At 62.8% G+C, this 17534-nt stretch carries 6 protein-coding genes and 1 pseudogene; 2 read left to right on the top strand and 5 right to left on the bottom strand.

Annotated features, from left to right (window positions below):
* Window positions 1–132: 132 nt before the first annotated feature.
* A complete protein-coding gene (locus IFT44_RS20645; protein WP_192176485.1) occupies window positions 133–825 on the bottom strand; it encodes a GntR family transcriptional regulator in 693 nt (230 codons plus the stop codon).
* A gap of 260 nt (window positions 826–1085) precedes the next feature.
* On the opposite strand from IFT44_RS20645, the gene lapG reads away from it, so the two are divergent.
* A complete protein-coding gene (gene lapG / locus IFT44_RS20640) occupies window positions 1086–1748 on the top strand; it encodes a cysteine protease LapG (RefSeq protein ID WP_264382018.1) in 663 nt (220 codons plus the stop codon).
* Window positions 1749–1759: 11 nt separating this feature from the next.
* Window positions 1760–3712, top strand: coding sequence for a cyclic di-GMP receptor LapD (lapD, locus tag IFT44_RS20635; RefSeq protein ID WP_192176484.1), 1953 nt, complete (start codon window positions 1760–1762; stop codon window positions 3710–3712).
* A gap of 72 nt (window positions 3713–3784) precedes the next feature.
* On the opposite strand, the gene IFT44_RS20630 is transcribed toward lapD, so the two are convergent.
* The 4 genes and pseudogenes from IFT44_RS20630 to IFT44_RS21455 form a co-directional block, all read right to left on the bottom strand.
* Window positions 3785–4123 carry a tryptophan synthase subunit beta gene (locus tag IFT44_RS20630; protein ID WP_122480651.1) on the bottom strand — a complete coding sequence of 113 codons (339 nt, stop codon included), beginning with the start codon at window positions 4121–4123 and terminating at the stop codon, window positions 3785–3787.
* A 121-nt stretch (window positions 4124–4244) separates the two neighbouring features.
* Window positions 4245–10463 (bottom strand): immunoglobulin-like domain-containing protein, encoded by a 6219-nt coding sequence (locus tag IFT44_RS21465; protein WP_446730968.1) that lies wholly within the window; start codon window positions 10461–10463, stop codon window positions 4245–4247.
* Between the two features lie 419 nt (window positions 10464–10882).
* Window positions 10883–14490 (bottom strand): immunoglobulin-like domain-containing protein (locus IFT44_RS21460; protein ID WP_446730967.1); only part of this gene is annotated, 3608 nt, incomplete at its 3' end.
* Window positions 14485–17457, bottom strand: a pseudogene (locus IFT44_RS21455) (retention module-containing protein); the annotation flags it as partial. The pseudogene IFT44_RS21455 and the gene IFT44_RS21460, both read right to left, overlap by 6 nt.
* Between the last annotated feature and the right edge of the window lie 77 nt (window positions 17458–17534).

Here is a 17534-nt window from a genome sequence, read left to right as displayed (position 1 = left end):
TCGCCGATGGTAGTGTGGGGTTTCCCCATGTGAGAGTAGGTCATCGTCAAGATTGAATAAAAAACCCCTGTCTGCCCACGCAGACAGGGGTTTTTGCTTTCCGGACTTCACAACCTTAGTGCAGCCAGTATCTCAAGTTGTCGCCCGTTGGGTCAGGTAGCGCTGGATGGCGTCCACGCCGCGCTGTAGATGCTCTCGCAGCAACTCGACAGCCCGTACTGCATCGCGCTGTCTTGCAGCCTGCAACAGGTTGCGGTGATCGTCCTGAGCCATGTTGCGCAACCCCATGGCTTCCAGATTGAAGCGCAGGAACCGCTCTTCCTCGATCAGCCCTTCATCTATCAGGTTCAACAACCGGCGGTTACCGGCCTGTGCGTATAGCGTCCAGTGGAAGGCCCGGTTGAGACGACTGATCTCGACGTAGTCCGACGTCCGTTCCAGGCGCTCGATGCAGTCCTGGGCGAAGGCGAAATCAGGCTCTTCCAGCAGGGGCACCGACAGGCGCAAGGCTTCGCACTCCAGAAGCATGCGCAGGGCGTAGGTTTCCACGGAATCGTGGTTGATCAGTGGGGCTACCACCGCGCCCTTGTGATGCACGACTTTCAGCAGGCCTTGTGCTTCGAGTTGACGCAGGGCTTCGCGCACGGGCATTCGACTGACGCCGAACAGTGTGGCGAGTTCTTGCTGCCGGATGGCCATGCCACAGGGCAGGCGCCCGTCGTAGATCGCTGCGCGAATCCTTTCTTCGATCACCGAGCGTGCCAAGTGCGCGGGCACCTGTTCACTGCCCAGGATGCTGGCCAGCACAGTGGATTTTTCAGTCACGCCAAACAGCCTCAGTCAATTTGCGCCATCCTGACGTAAGCAGTTACACATTGAAAGATGGCAGGTTTGAATAACGTCCCAGCCAAGCCGATAGCCAGACGAAGTGCAGTGCCGAAGCGACGAACAGGCTGCACAGGGTCATGAGAAAGTGATTTCATCGTGCCATTGTTTTTTGTCATGCGCCCCCGCACCATGGTGGGCTGAATTGCCTCCCTGGCGGATCGAACACGTTGGTTACACGGCTGAAGTACCTACAGACGGTGCGCTGTCTCGCGATCGCCTTTGCCTTGGCAGGCACGTTGCTGGGCGGGCTTCGCGCCGACTGGGACTTCAATCAGATCAGTCGCCGTGCCGAGGGTCTGTATGGGCCTCTGGGTGAAGGCGCGCAGCGCATTGATGCGTGGCAACGGTTGTTGGCAACCCAGAAGCCGCTGAGCGAGGGCGAGCAGCTGGAAGTGGTGAACCAGTTCTTCAATCATCAACTGCGGTATCGAGAGGATCTCGATCTGTGGCGCGAAGTCGACTATTGGGCCACGCCGGTGCAGTCGCTGCTCAAGGGTGCCGGCGACTGCGAGGACTACGCGATCGCCAAGTACTTCAGCCTGCGCCACCTGGGTGTCGCGGCGGACAAGCTGCGCATCACTTACGTCAAGGCATTGCGACAGAACCGTGCGCACATGGTACTCACCTATTACGCCACACCGACGGCCATGCCCCTGGTGCTGGACAGTCTGATGGACCCAATTCTGCCTGCCAGCCAGCGCCAGGACCTGCTGCCCGTCTACGCCTTCAACGGTGAGGGGTTGTGGCTCACCGGCGCTGGTGGCAACAAGAAGGTAGGGGATACCAAGCGCCTGTCGCGTTGGCAGGACGTACTGAAGAAAATGACCGCAGAAGGCTTTCCGGCGAGTCTGGATAATTAAGTGGAGCAACGATGTCTCTGTTCAAACAACTGTTGATCGCGATATGCCTGTTTCTGGTAGTGGCTTTCACTGGCAGCTTCATGGTCAGCCTGGAAAGTTCGCGCACTCAGTACGTCAACCAGCTGCGCTCCCACGCCCAGGATGCGGCCACGGCGCTGGCGTTGTCGCTCACGCCCAATATCGACGACCCGGCAATGGTCGAACTGATGGTCAGCTCGATCTTCGACAGCGGCTATTACGCCAGTATTCGCGTGGTCAACCTGGCGGACGACAGTGTCATCGTCGAACGTGCGGCCGAGCCGGACGGCAGCGGCGTGCCGGCCTGGTTCGTCAAGATGATCAACCTGGCGCCGGCCGGCGGTGACGCGATCGTCAGCCGCGGTTGGGAGCAGGCAGCCCGGGTCGAGGTGGTCAGCCACCCGATGTTTGCCGTGGCCAAGCTGTGGCAGGGCGCGTTGGGCAGCCTGGGCTGGTTGTTGCTGTGCGGCGCGGTCAGTGCCGCGCTGGGCGCACTGCTGTTGCGGCGCCAGCTGAAGCCGCTGGACTACATGGTCGAGCAGTCGCACGCCATTGCGCGCAGGGAATTCCTCAGCCTGCCGGATCTGCCGCGCACTCCCGAGCTGCGCCGGGTGGTGCAGGCGATGAACCAGATGGTGGAAAAACTCAAGGCACTGTTCCACGAGCAGACCGTGCGCAGCGAACGGCTGCGTATCGAGTCGTACCAGGACAGTCTGACGGGCCTGGCCAACCGACGCTATTTCGAGATGCAGCTGCACACCCGTGTCAGCAATCTTGAGGAAGCCAGTGCAGGTTATCTGGTGCTGTTGCGCATCAACGACCTTGCGGGCCTCAACCAGCGCCTGGGCGGACAGCGAACCGATCAGTTGCTGCAGGCGGTGGGGCAGCAGCTGCTGCGCACCTGTGCGCGCCATCCTGAGACGCACAACCTGATCACCCGCAGCCGGGGTGGGGAGTTTTCCATACTGGCACCGGGCATGGTGCGCGAAGAGGCTCAGCAGCTCGCTCAGGAGCTCGACGCGAACCTGCGCAGTCTGGCGCAGACCGGCGCTACCGATCTGCTGCCGGTGGCTCACCTGGGGCTGGCGCCGTACACCCCCGGTGACGACCCGCAGGCATTGCTCAAGCTGGCGGACGAGGCCCTGGCGCAAGCCGAGGGTGCTGGCGAGTGCAATTGGGTGTGTCTGGAGCACATGGCGCTGGCGACCGTGGAGAACGATCACCACACCTGGCACATGCTGCTCGACGAGGCCTTGGCCAAAGGCCGCTTCCAGCTGTACTTCCAGCCGGTGGTGAGCAGCGTGGATACCACGCGCGTGCTGCATCACAAGGTGCTGTCGCGGCTGATCGACGAGCAGGGCCAGGCGGTCGCTGCTGGGCGATTCCTGCCCTGGCTGGAACGCTTCGGCTGGTCGGCGCGACTGGATCGGCTGATGCTGGAGCTGGTCCTTGAGCATCTGCGCAAGCACGATGCCACACTCGCCTTGAACCTGTCGGCGGCCACTTTGAACGATCCCCAGGCGCTGGAGGGTTTGTTCGACAGACTGGCGCAGCATCCTGCCCTGGGCCCGCGCCTTACCCTGGAGATAGGCGAGGAGCAGATTCCCGAGCAGAACGTGCTCGAGCAGCTCACGCGGCGTTTGCGCAGCCTGGGCTACAGCCTGAGCCTGCAGCGTTTTGGCGGGCGTTTCAGCATGATCGGCAACCTGGCCCACCTGGGCCTTGGCTACCTGAAGATTGACGGCAGCTACATTCGCGCGATCAACGAGGAAAGCCACAAGCGTCTGTTCATCGAAGCCATTCAGCGGGCAGCGCACAGTATCGACTTGCCGCTGATTGCCGAGCGGGTCGAGACGGAAGGGGAATTGCAGGTGATTCGCGAGATGGGTATTGCCGGCGTCCAAGGACAGCTGGTGGGCGAGCCGCAGCCCTGGAAGCTTGGCTAGGGCTGTTGCGCGTGCCTTCGCCTGCCTTCGGACCGTGCCGTTTCGGGCGCGGTGGTGGAGGGGGCGCAGGCTTCAGATCAAGCCGGTTTCGTCGTCGTTGATCAATTGATTCAGGCCGCCAAGCGCCACCCGTGCGCTGGAACGATCCTTGAGCTTGGCCTGGGCCGCTGCCGGTAGATCGGTCACACGGATGATGCCTTTGCTGGTCAATACCTGGATCAGGTCATCGAGTACCCGAATCATGTCCAGATCGCTCTGCTTGAGCTGTTTCAGGCTGGTTTCGACCACATCGTTGGCGTACCACGCCTGTATCTCATGATGATCGGCAGGCAGGGTTTCTGTGGCCTCGGCAAAGGCTGCCGCTTCCACGCGGACCAATGCACCTTGTCGATCGCGTTGCACGTAGAACATCGAAGCGCTCCCATCGAAAAAAACCTGCCGAGACTGCAGGGCAGCCTCGGCAGAGATTACACGGATTCAGAACCAGTGGATGCCGCTGGCGGCCGACTTGCTGGGCCGGCTGCCGACTGCATCAGTCGTGGTGCTTGACCAGCAGGTCGCCACCGGAGATCAGCGACTTGATGGCATCGGTGCCGCTGCCCCAGTGCGCATTGTCGACCTTGATGGTGACGTCTGGCGTGACCGTGGCCGAAGCCGAGGTCATGCCGCCCTTGGTGCTGATCTGCAGGGTCGAGTTGCCGGCCGTGTCGGTGCTCAGCTTCAGGTAGTTCGCCAGGTTGGTCTCGGCGTCCGATGGCAACAGGTCGGACAAGTCCAGCTTGTCACCCTCGGCATGGCTGAAGTCCTTGATGGTGTCGGTACCTACGTCACCGGTCTTCCACACGAACGTATCCTTGCCGGCGCCGCCAAACAGTACATCGTTGCCGGCGCCGCCGCGAATGGTGTCATCGCCGCGCTGGCCATAGATGATGTCGTTGCCATCACCACCGTTGAGGAAGTCGTTGCCCCCCTTGGCGACGGTGAACAGGCCGGCCTGGCCGTCTGAGCTGGCAGCGCCGACGTTGAACTCGCTGGCGTGCTTGGTGATGTAGTCATGCACCTGCTCGGAGGTGACGGAGCTGGTGTTGGTGACCGACTTCACGTACTCGCTCAGCGCCGTCGTGCCCTCGGTGGTGACGCCTGCCTTGGTGAAGGAGATGGTGTCGCCGAACAGGATGTCGTGACCCTCGCCGCCGTTGATGGTGTCGCCACCGGCAGTGATGAGGCTGTTTTTCAGTGCCGCAGCGATATTGGTGACGTCGATCTTGCTTTGTACTTCGCCATCGCTGTCGAATTTCTGCAAGGTTGCCACGGTGGCGCTGTTGGCGTTGTTGCCAACACCGATGGCTTCCACGGTCGACACCTTGGCCAAGGCTGCGAAGCCTTCGGCGGAGCCATCGATGACGGCACTGGTGGTGGTAGAGCCGTTGCCCTGGCGATTGCCGGCAGCGTCGAGGTAGTAGTTCGGTTCGCCGTCGGTGATCAGGTAGCTGAGCTTCACCGCGCCAGTGTTGCTGGTGGCCTCGGTACCGTTGAACCAGGTCGCCGCCTTGAAGAACGCCGACTCGTAGTTGGTGCCACCGGTTGCCGTGATCGCATTGAGGCCCAGGCCTGCCTTGATGGCATCCACCGACATGTTCGGCGTCAGCGTCAGCGTGGCGCCTTGCTTGGAGTCGGTGCCGAAGTCGACGATGGTCACCTTGACCGTGCCGCCGCCCAGGTTCTGCGAGAGCTGCTGGATTGCGGTGGCGACCGAGTCCTTCGCACTGGCCAGGGTGTCCTTCATGCTGCCCGAGCGATCCAGGATGTAGGCGATGTTGTAGCTGGCGCCGTTCTGGGTCTGGGTCGGGGTCACGTCGCCGACGATGATGTCGCGGCCGGTGGTGCCGTCCAGCGTTTCGGTGCCGGCGTTGCCGGTGATCACACTGTAGCTCTGCAGGGTCGCCACGACGTGCACGGTCAGCGTTTGCTCGGCCGCCGATGCGGCCTCGGCATTGCAGTCCTTGGCAGTGGCATTGACCTTCAGGTTGATGTCGCCGACCGGGGCGTTAGCTGCGGTGGTGAGCGTCAGGGCAGACAGGTTCCAAGTGCTGACATCCGCCGTCTGGGCAGTGCTGCTGGCGGTGAAGCTGTGGGTACCGTCGCTGAGGGTGGCACCGGCCTGAATGTTGGAGATGGTCGTGGTCAGGGTTTCGGAGCCGTCACGGTCGACCAGTTCCGAAGAGATCGCTGACAGCGCGATTGCCTTGCCGGCCACGCCGGTATTGCTGGTGGTGGCCAGCGTAATGTTGTCCAGCAGGCCGCCGAACGAGTTCTTGTCCACCGAAGCGAAAGTCAAGGTCTTGCTCGCCGTGCTGTCCACCGGCAATTGCAGGCTGTAATGCACCATGCCCGGTGTGGTGCCGTTGATCACGGCCACAACCTTGTCGCCCCACATGACCCTGATGTCGGAATCGCCTTCATGGCCTTTACGTGGCGAGTAGTCGAAGTCCAGCGTGTACAGGGAACCGGCCTTGGCGTTGGACACGACGGTGTAGAGGTCGCTGGCATCGCTTTCGCGGCCTTCCAGTTCGATGACCTTGGTGGTGCTGGCCGTGCCGTTGTAGACGCTGTACGGATTGACCTCGATGTAGTTGCCGGCGTTGTTGGTTTTCCATGCCTCGCCCAGTTGGCTGACCTGAGCGCTGGTAACGGTGTTGGCATCGGCTGCCAGCGACCAGGTGGTCGGGCTGGCAACGCTGAGCAGCGGGGTATCGCTGACGGGCGCCACGGTGACGTTCAAGGTGCTCACGGCACCGGTATCGGTTGTGTAGGTGACCGTCGGCAGGCTGCCGCTCCAGTTTTCGTAGGCCTTGATCGGGGTGTAGGTGTAGCTGCCATCGCTGGCGATGGTCAGGTTGCCGACCGTTACCGACTGGTTGCCGACGGTTGCGGTGACCGGCGCCGAGGCATGGCCGCTGGCGTCCATCGCGTAGTTGGTGCCGCCGATACTGAACTTGGCTACGGTCAGGCTGTTGTCGCCGTCGCGATCATTGGTCAGCACGTTGCCGTTCAGTGTGACGCCTTCATCGACCGTGGCGGTATCGACCACCAAGTTGTTGTCGATGATGTTGATGGCGACACTGGCGTGGGCCGGATCTGTGGTCAGGCTCTGGAAGTTGCCACCGGTGACCGAGTCGATGGTCACCACCAGCTGTTCGGTGCCTTCGCGCAGTTGATCGCTCAGGGCGCTGATGGGGAAGGTCGCGGAGGACTTGTCGGCGTCGATGACCACGGTGGTCTGACCCTGGAAGTCGGCGCCGTTGGCGGCCTTGCCCGAGTAGTTCAGGGTGACGGTGACCTGGCTCTTGGTTTCGTTGCTCAGGGTCAGGGTGTAGATCGCCGACTGACCTTCGATGATCCGCTCGGCACCCGTGATACCAATGGTGGTCTGTGGACCGGTCACGGTGGTGCTGGCTGAGGCATCCTTGTACTGCAGGTTTTCGAAGTTGCCGTCGATCAGCTTGCCGTCGGCAGCGCTGGCGATGCCGGCAATGGCAACGGTCAGGATGCCGGCGCGCGATGCATCGTTGCCCACCGTGTAGTTGACGAAGCCTTGCTTGGCATTGGCAGCGATATCGATGGTCTGGCCGTTCGACAGTACCAGTTTCAATGCCTTGTCGGCGGCATGGTCGAGCGTGGCGGTGTACGTGATCACGCCGCCGTCGTTGACCGCCGAGGTGGCGTTCAAGGTGACCTTGGTGGCGTCGATGGTGTCGTTTACCAGCACATTGACCGGCGTGGTGCCTGGGACCAGCGTGACGTCGCCGCCACCGGTCACATTTTGGATAGTGCGGCTGACCGAGTCGGCATCCTTGTAGACGTCATCCAGCGGCGCAGCGACCGTGATGGCGCTTGCCGAGGCACCTTTGGCAATGCTGATGCTGTCGCCATTGCCGATGTCGACCCGGACGGTTTCCAAGGCGTTGACGGTATTGCCGTGCAGGTCGGTCAGGGTCGCGGTGTATTTGATCACACCGCCTTCGACTGCCTGCGGTTCGGCGGACAGGGTCACGACCACCGCTGGCTTGACTGCCAGCATGCTGTTGGCCACCACCGAAGTCGCGCCGTTCACGCCATTGCTCTGCACGCCAGTATCGGTCACTTCGACCGACACCTGGCGCACGGTGCTTTCCGGATGTTCGCCGGTCGCCTGGAACTTGATCGAGTTGATCAGCTCCTGATACGCGGCACGGCTGGCCATGCCTTCCAGGGTGATGGTCATGGTGCCATCGCTGGCAACGCCACCGACCTTGTAGCCAATGCCCTGGGCAGTGGTGCCATTGCCGGTTTCGAACGCCGAGCTCAGGGTGTCACCGGCCATGGTGTTCTGGATGATGATCTTCGCACCCTGCAGTTGATCGCCGGCGCTGTTGTCCTTGTCGCTGATGCTCAGGCCCGAGACCAGGTTGACCGATTCTGCCGAGCCTTCATTGAAGACTACCTGCTCGTCCATGACCACCACTGGCGCGATGTTCACGGCGTCGACGATGACGTTGAGCGGCTGACTGACCGACGCAGGGTTGGCCAGGTCAGCGCTTTCGGTGGCAGTGGCCTTGACTGTCAGGGCCAGAGTGCCGGTGAAGTCGGTCGGCGGCGTGATGGTGAGGGTCTTCAGATCCCACTGGGTGATATCGGCCGTGCCGTTGCCACCGGCTTCGGAAACATAGCTATGGTTGGCACCGTCGCGCAGCACCGCGCCCTCCGGGATACCGCTGATCTGCAGCACATGCTGCTCGGATTTATCGGCGGTGTCGCCGAAAGTCACGTTGATGGTGCTCAACTGGATCGCAGTGTTTTCAGCGCCGTGGTTCAGTTCGTAGCCGGCGTAGTAGCCATCGCCATTGGCGTCGACGTGCGAGGTTACGTTGATGCCCTGGTTCACCAGGTCGGCGATGTCGGTGTACAGCGGCACGCCGCTCTGACCGATCGAGGTCGCAGGACCCTGGTCGACCGACAGGTTCAGGTCGTAGAAGCCTGGACCGTTCTGGTTGTGATGGTACAGGTCGAGGCTGTAGTAGCCGGTTTCAGCCGGCGTGATGCTGCCGCTGAAATCGCCCGAGGTTGGGTCGACACCGGCACCCCAATGGGCGGTGCCCAGGTCCTTGCCGCCAACGTTGATCAGCAGGCCGTCGTCGGCCTTGCCGCTGAAGGTGTAGACCTTGCCGGCTTCGAGGAAGATCAAGCCGGTGACCTTGGTCCCGGTGCCTTGCACGATGTTGCTGTCACCGACATCGGCGATGACCACGCCCGGACGACTGCCTGCTGCTTCGATGGTGGACTTGATCTGCGCGGGATCGGCGCCTTCGCCGGTCGTGCCCAGGCCCTGCAGGTCGGTGTAGGTGTACTTGATCAGACCGGTCGGAACGACGTAGCCCGGGGTCAGGCTGAGGATCGGTGCGTCGGCCACCGGCGCAATGTCGATGGTAACGGTGCCCGGCTTGCCCACCAGGGCATCGACCGTCGGGGTGAACGTGAAGCTGGCGTAGTCGCTGCGCTGATCACCGGTGCCGGCGTTGTTGTAGGCATCGCTGCCCGACTCGTCGGCTACCGGCACAAAGCGCAGTGCGCCGTTGTCGATCTGGGCCTTGGTGAAGGTGGTGCCCACGTCGGCCTGGGTCAGATCTCTCCACTCGCCATTGTCGTTTTGGAGTTGCAGCGAGCCGTTGACCGGCAGGCTGGTGAACTTGATGCCCAGGTCGAGGCCGGGGTTGGCGGTTGGCTGGATGTTGAACGAGGCCCAGTCCAGTGCCACGGCGGTGTCTTCGGTGCCGCTGAGCTTGTTGCCCGCCACGCCGTTGTTGTCGCCGTTGTCGCCGACCACCGGAGCATCGTTGTCGATGATGGCGGTGTTGACGGTGGCGGCCTGCGGGTTGACCACCAGGCTTTCGAAGTTGTCGCCGGTTGGCGTGGCGATGGTGACCACGACGTTTTCGCGACCTTCGACCAGGCTGTCATCGACGATGGGCAGCTGGAACTGGACGCTGGTCTGGCCCTTCGGAATGGTCACGGTGATGCTGTCCTGACCTTGGTAATCGGCACGTGTCGCGCTGCCGCCGTAGGTCAGGTTCAGGGTCACCTGGGTGTCGGTGTTGGTCGGGTTGCTCAGGGTCAGGGTGTAGACGGCCGACTGGCCTTCGGTGGCCGACGCATCGCCGGTCAGGCCGATGGTGGTCACGTCGATGCTGTCGCCGACCGGGGTCACGACCGGAGTGGTGTTCGGGGTGAGTTGCTCGTAGGTACCGCCGGTGGCGCCAATGATCGTGGTGGAGATCGAGTCGGCGCCTTTGTACACATCGTTGCCAACCACGTAGGACACCGAACCCGACGTCTGACCGACGGGAATGGTGATGGTCTGGTTGTTCGACAGCGTCACGACGACCGGTGTGCCGGTCACAATGTCACCTACGGTCGCGGTGTAGACGATGGTGCCGTTTTCCAGCACGCCGCCTGCAGGCGTTTGTGCCGTGAGCACGACATTGGTGACGTCGGTGACGGGGTCGACGATGACGTTCAACGGCTGGCTGACCGACGCTGGATTGGCGACATCGGCACTTTCGGTGGCAGTGGCCGTAACGGTCAAGGCCAGAGTGCCGTTGTAGTTGGCCGGTGGCGTGATGCTCAGGGTTTTCAGGTCCCAGCCAGTGATGTCGGCTGTACCGGTGCCGCCGTCGTTGGAAAGGTAGCTGTGGTTGGCGCCGTCGCGCAGCACTGCGCCCACCGGGATGCCGCTGATCTGCAGCACGTGCTGTTCGGAGCCGTCACGTGTATCACCGAACGAGACGTTGATGGTGCTCAGCTGGATCGCGGTGTCTTCGGCGCCGTGGTTCAGTTCGTAGCCGGCGTAGTAGCCATCGCCATTGGCGTCGACGTGCGAGGTTACGTTGATGCCCTGGTTCACCAGGTCGGCGATGTCGGTGTACAGCGGCACGCCGCTCTGACCGATCGAGGTCGCAGGACCCTGGTCGACCGACAGGTTCAGGTCGTAGAAGCCTGGACCGTTCTGGTTGTGATGGTACAGGTCGAGGCTGTAGTAGCCGGTTTCAGCCGGCGTGATGCTGCCGCTGAAATCGCCCGAGGTTGGGTCGACACCGGCACCCCAATGGGCGGTGCCCAGGTCCTTGCCGCCANTGCACGATGTTGCTGTCACCGACATCGGCGATGACCACGCCCGGACGACTGCCTGCTGCTTCGATGGTGGACTTGATCTGCGCGGGATCGGCGCCTTCGCCGGTCGTGCCCAGGCCCTGCAGGTCGGTGTAGGTGTACTTGATCAGACCGGTCGGAACGACGTAGCCCGGGGTCAGGCTGAGGATCGGCGCGTCGGCCACCGGCGCGATGTCGATGGTGACGGTGCCCGGCTTGCCCACCAGGGCATCGACCGTTGGGGTAAAGGTGAAGCTGGCGTAGTCGCTGCGCTGATCACCGGTGCCGGCGTTGTTGTAGGCATCGCTGCCCGACTCGTCGGCTACCGGTACAAAGCGCAGTGCGCCGTTGTCGATCTGGGCCTTGCTGAAGGTGGTGCCCAGATCTGCCTGGGTCAGATCTCTCCACTCGCCATTGTCGTTTTGGAGTTGCAGCGAGCCGTTGACCGGCAGGCTGGTGAACTTGATGCCCAGGTCGAGGCCGGGGTTGGCCGTCGGCTGGATGTTGAACGAGGCCCAGTTCAGCGCCACAGCGGTGTCTTCGGTACCGCTGAGCTTGTTGCCCGCCACGCCGTTGTTGTCGCCATTGTCGCCGACCACCGGAGCATCGTTGTCGATGATGGCGGTGTTGACGCTGGCAGCCTGCGGGTTGACCACCAGGCTTTCGAAGTTATCGCCGGTTGGCGTGGCGATGGTGACCACGACGTTCTCGCGACCTTCGACCAGGCTGTCATCGACGATGGGCAGCTGGAACTGGACGCTGGTCTGGCCCTTCGGAATGGTCACGGTGATGCTGTCCTGACCTTGGTAATCGGCACGTGTCGCGCTGCCGCCGTAGGTCAGGTTCAGGGTCACCTGGGTGTCGGTGTTGGTCGGGTTGCTCAGGGTCAGGGTGTAGACGGCCGACTGGCCTTCGGTGGCCGACGCATCGCCGGTCAGGCCGATGGTGGTCACGTCGATGCTGTCGCCGACCGGGGTCACGACCGGAGTGGTGTTCGGGGTCAGTTGCTCGTAGGTGCCGCCGCTTACACCGGTGATTGCAGTGCTGACGGTATCAGCGCCCTTGTAGACATCGTTGCCGATGACATAGGACACCGAACCGCTGGTGGCGCCGACGGCAATGGTGATCACCTGGCTGTTGGACAGGGTCACCACCACGGGTGCGCCGGTCACCGGCGAATCGACGGTGGCGGTGTAGACGATGGTGCCGTTCTCGACCGCGCCGCCTGCTGGAACCTCGGCAGTGAGGACCACGTTGGTCACGTCGGTGACCGGGTCCACAATGACGTTCAATTGCTGGCTGACCGACGCCGGGTTCGCCGGGTCGGCGTTTTCGGTGGCGATGGCGGTGACGGTCAGGGCCACGGTGCCGTTGAAATCGGTCGGTGGGGTGAACGTCAGGGTGGTCAGATCCCAGTCGGTGATGTTGGCCGTGCCGTTGCCGCCGGCTTGGGCCGTGTAGCTGTGGCCAGCGGCGTCACGCAGTTCTGCACCGACTGGAATGCCGCTGATCTGCAGAACGTGCTGCTCGGAGCCGTCGCGCACGTCGCCGAAGGAAACAACGATGGAGCTCAGCTGGATCGCGGTGTCTTCGGCGCCGTGGTTCAGTTCGTAGCCGGCATAGTAGCCATCGCCATTGGCGTCGACGTGCGGAACCACATCGATACCCTGCTTGATGATGTCGCTGATATCGCTGTAGACCGGCACGCCGCTCTGGCCGATCGAGGTCGCAGGACCTTGGTCGACCGAGAGGTTCAGGCCGTAGAAGCCTGGGCCGTTCTGGTTGTAGTGGTACAGGTCGATGCTGTAGTAGCCGGTTTCGGTCGGCGTGATGCTGCCGCTGTAGTCGCCCGAGGTTGGGTCGATACCTGCGCCCCAGTGAGCGCCGTCCAGGTCTTTGCCGCCGACATTGATCAGCAGGCCGTCGTCGGCCTTGCCGCTGAAGGTGTAGACCTTGCCGGCTTCGAGGAAGATCAGGCCGGTGACCTTGGTCCCGGTGCCCTGCACGATGTTGGCGTCGCCCACATCGGAAATGATCACGCCCGGACGGCTGCCGGCCGCTTCGATGGTGGACTTGATCAGCGCAGGATCCGCGCCTTCGCCGTTGGTGCCCAGGCCCTGCAAGTCGGTGTAGGTGTACTTGATCAGGCCGGAGATGCCCTGGGCCACGGACAGCACGGGGACGTCAGCCACCGGCCTGATGTCGATGACCATGGTGCCCGGCTTGCCCACCAGGGCATCGACCGTCGGGGTGAAGGTGAAGTTGGCGTAATCGCTGCGCTGGTCGCCTGTGCCACCGTTGTTGTAGGCGTCGCTGCCCGACTCGTCGGCTACCGGGACAAAACGCAGTGCGCCGGTGTCGATCTGGGCCTTGCTGAAGGTGGTGCCCAGATCGGCCTGGGTCAGGTCTCTCCAGCCCGTGCCGTCGTTGAACTGCAGCGAGCCGTTCGCCGGCAGGCTGGTGAACTTGATGCCCAGGTCGAGGCCGGGGTTGGCGGTCGGCTGGATGTTGAACGAGGCCCAGTCCAGTGCCAGTACGGTGTCTTCGGTGCCCGTCAGCTTGTTGCCTGGAACGCCGTCGTTGTCACCCACCACCGGAGCATCGTTGTCGATGATCGCGGTATCGACGCTGGACGCCTGGGGATCGACCACCAGGCTCTCGAAGTTGTCGCCGGTCGGCGTGGCAATGGTCACCACGACGTTCTCGCGGCCTTCCACCAGGCTGTCATCGAGGATCGGCAGTTGGAATTGCACGCTGGTCTGGCCGCGCGGGATGGTCACGGTGATCGTATCCGGACCTTGGAAGTCGCTGCGCGAAGCAGTGCCGCCGTAGCTCAGGTTCAGGGTGATCTGCGTGTCGACATTGGTCGGGTTGCTCAATGTCAGGGTATAGGTCGCCGACTGGCCTTCGGTGACCGACGCATCGCCGGTGAGGCCGATGGTGGTGACATCGATGATATCGCCGACCGGGGTCACGACTGGCGTGGTGATCGGGGTCAGCTGTTCGAAGTTGCCGCCGGTTACACCGGTGATCGCGGTGCTGATCGTGTCGGCGCCTATGTAGACGTCATTGCCCAGCGCATAGGAAACCGTGCCGCTGGTTTCGCCAACGGCGATGGTGATGGTCTGGTTATTCGACAGGGTAACGACAACCGGCGTACCGGTGACGGGCGCGCCGACGGTGGCGGTGTAGAGGATGGTGCCGTTTTCCAGGGCGCCGCCTGCAGGGACGGTGGCGGTCAGTACGACGTTGGTCACGTCGATGCTGTCGCCGACTGGCGTCACGACCGGGGTGGTGATTGGAGTCAGTTGTTCGTAGTCGCCACCGGTGGCGCTGGTGATCGCGGTGCTGATGGTGTCGGCACCGTTGTAGACGTCGTTGCCCAGCAGGAAGGACACCGAACCGCTGGTTTCACCGACGGCGATGGTGATGGTCTGGTTGTTCGACAGGGTCACGACAACCGGGGAGCCAGTGACAGGCGCGCCAACGGTGGCGGTGTAGAGGATGGTGCCGTTTTCCAGGGCGCCGCCTGCAGGAACGGTAGCGGTCAGCACGACGTTGGTGACGTCGATGCTGTCGCCGACTGGCGTCACTACCGGAGTGGTGATCGGGGTCAGCTGTTCGAAGTTGCCACCGGTTACGCCGGTAATGGCTGTGGAAACAGTGTCCGCACCGTTGTAGACGTCGTTGCCCAGCGGGAAGGACACCGAACCGCTGGTTTCACCGACGGCGATGGTGATGACCTGGCTGTTCGACAGGGTCACGACAACGGGCGAACCGGTAACAGGCGCGCCGACGGTGGCGGTGTAGAGGATGGTGCCGTTTTCCAGAGCGCCGCCAGCAGGGACGGTGGCGGTGAGCACGACGTTGGTGACGTCGACGCTATCGCCAACCGGAGTAACAACCGGAGTGGTGATCGGGGTGAGCTGTTCGAAGTTGCCGCCAGTCACACCGGTGATGGCTGTAGAAACAGTATCAGCGCCGTTATAGACGTCATTGCCCAGAGGGAAAGAAACCGTGCCGCTGGTTTCGCCTACGGCAATGGTAATGATCTGGCTGTTCGACAGGGTCACGACGACCGGCGAACCAGTGACAGGCGCGCCGACGGTGGCGGTGTAGACGATGGTGCCGTTTTCCAGAGCACCGCCAGCAGGAACGGTGGCGGTCAGCACGACGTTGGTGACGTCGATGCTGTCGCCGACTGGCGTCACGACTGGGGTGGTGATTGGAGTCAGCTGCTCGTAGTCGCCACCGGTTACGCCAGTGATCGCAGTGCTGATAGTGTCCGCGCCGTTGTAGACGTCGTTGCCCAGCGCGAAGGAAACCGTGCCGCTGGTTTCGCCAACGGCGATGGTGATGGTCTGGTTGTTCGACAGGGTCACGACAACCGGCGAACCGGTAACAGGCGCGCCGACGGTAGCGGTGTAGAGGATGGAGCCGTTTTCCAGAGCACCACCGGCAGGGACGGTAGCGGTCAGCACGACGTTGGTCACGTCGATGCTGTCGCCCACTGGCGTCACGACTGGAGTGGTGATCGGGGTGAGCTGTTCGAAGTTACCGCCAGTCACACCGGTGATGGCTGTAGAAACAGTGTCAGCGCCGTTATAGACGTCATTGCCCAGAGGGAAAGAAACCGTGCCGCTGGTTTCGCCTACGGCAATGGTGATGATCTGGCTGTTCGACAGAGTCACTACAACCGGGGAGCCAGTCACTGGCGCACCGACGGTGGCGGTGTAGACGATGGTGCCGTTTTCCAGAGCGCCGCCCGCAGGGACGGTGGCGGTCAGTACAACGTTGGTGACGTCGATGCTGTCGCCTACAGGCGTCACGACCGGAGTGGTGTTCGGGGTGAGCTGTTCGAAGTCACCACCGGTTACCCCGGTGATGGCAGTGCTAACGGTGTCAGCGCCGTTGTAGACATCGTTGCCCAGAGGGAAGGAAACGGTGCCGCTGGTTTCGCCCACACCGATGGTGATGGTCTGGCCGTTCGACAGAGTGACGACGACAGGGGAGTTAGTCACTGTCGCGCCAACGGTGGCGGTATAGAGGATGGTGCCGTTTTCCAGAGCGCCGCCCGCAGGAGCGGTAGCGGTGAGCACGACGTTGGTGACGTCGATGCTGTCGCCCACTGGCGTCACGACCGGGGTGGTGATCGGCGTCAGTTGTTCGAAGTTGCCGCCAGTCACGCCGGTGATGGCAGTAGAAACAGTGTCGGCACCGTTGTAGACATCGTTGCCCAGAGGGAAGGAAACCGAACCGCTGGTTTCGCCCACACCAATGGTGATGGTCTGGTTGTTCGACAGGGTCACGACAACAGGCGAGCCAGTCACTGGCGCACCGATGGTAGCGGTGTAGACGATAGTGCCGTTTTCCAGGGCGCCGCCCGCAGGGACCGCAGCGGTCAGAACGACGGTCGTCGTGTCGATCGAGTCGACGATATTGACCACCGCAGGCGTCGTGCTCGGCACCAGGCTTTCGAAGTTGCCGCCGGTAGCACCAGTGATCGTGGTGTTGATGGTCGTCGGGTTGTTGTAGACGTCATTGGCCGGCGCGGCGACATCGACCGACCCCGAGGACTGGCCTGCCGGGATGGTGATGGTGGAGCCGTTGGAAAGGGTCACGGTCACCGGCGTCTGCGCCGGGTTGGTGAGCACGGCGGTGTAGGTGATGGTGGTGCCTTCGGTGACCGGGTTGTTGCCCACGGTCAGGGTCACGGTGGTGACGTCGATGGTGTCGTCGACACGGGTAACGGCTGGGGTCGGGTCGGTAGTGACCACCAGATCGCCACCGCCAGTGGTACCGGTGACCACCACGGAAATCTGCGACGGGTCGATATAGGGCGTGTTGGTGTCCGGTACGGTGACGTTGACCGCGCCGGTGGTCTGGCCTGCGGGAATGAGCACCGACTGGCCGTTGGACAAGGTGACGGTCAGGTCGCTGGACGGCGCCTGGGTCAGGGTGGCGGTGTAGGTGATCACGCCGCCGGCTTCGGTGATGGCGGTAGTCGCGGTCACGGTCAGCGTAGCGGTACGCGGGACTGGCCCGTCGGCATCGGTATCGGCGTTGATCGGGTTGGTATCGCCCACGATCTCCCGCGCGTTCGGACCTGCAGCGCCGCTCGGGCCTTCGGTGGGATAGCCCACGGTTGGATCGACTTCACCCGCGGTTTCACTGAGCAATACGAAACTGTGACTGCCGCCGCCTTCACCGCCGGTGTCGTTGGCGCCGGGGCCAGCAGCGGTGGCTTCGAGGTCTTGGGTAGGGTCGGCGCCGGCCGCGATGGCCTGCTGCAATTCCGCTACCGAAGGGGCCGCCTGGGCAGTGGCAGCGCTCAGATCAGTGCTGGAGTCCGGGGCGTTGGCGCTCCATTGCGTTTCGCGCCCCAGATCGATGGTGCGGCCGTCAGCCAGCTCCAGCGTAACGGCACCCGCCGCGCCGGTAACCACCTGCTCCCCGGCGAACAGACGATCCCCTTCGATGAGCACACGGCGAATCCCCTCTGGGGATACTGCGAACACTTGGCCAACAATGCTTTTGACGATGGCAACAACACTGCTCATGTAGGGGACTCTCCGGGGGTGACCATTCGTTGGTACGGTGCCTGAACATCACCAGAGACGGCGACGGGCATTCGGTA

The sequence above is a fragment of the Pseudomonas sp. CFBP 13710 genome (assembly GCF_014842235.1).
Taxonomy (GTDB): Bacteria; Pseudomonadota; Gammaproteobacteria; order Pseudomonadales; family Pseudomonadaceae; genus Aquipseudomonas; species Aquipseudomonas baltica.
Note: the sequence above shows the minus strand (reverse complement) of the source record. Positions and strands in the feature narration are given on the sequence as shown.

Coding starts and splice junctions, on each gene's coding strand:
- lapD (WP_192176484.1), top strand. CDS start 1,760: ATGTCTCTGTTCAAACAACTGTTGATCGCGATATGCCTGTTTCTGGTA.
- IFT44_RS20630 (WP_122480651.1), bottom strand. CDS start 4,123: ATGTTCTACGTGCAACGCGATCGACAAGGTGCATTGGTCCGCGTGGAA.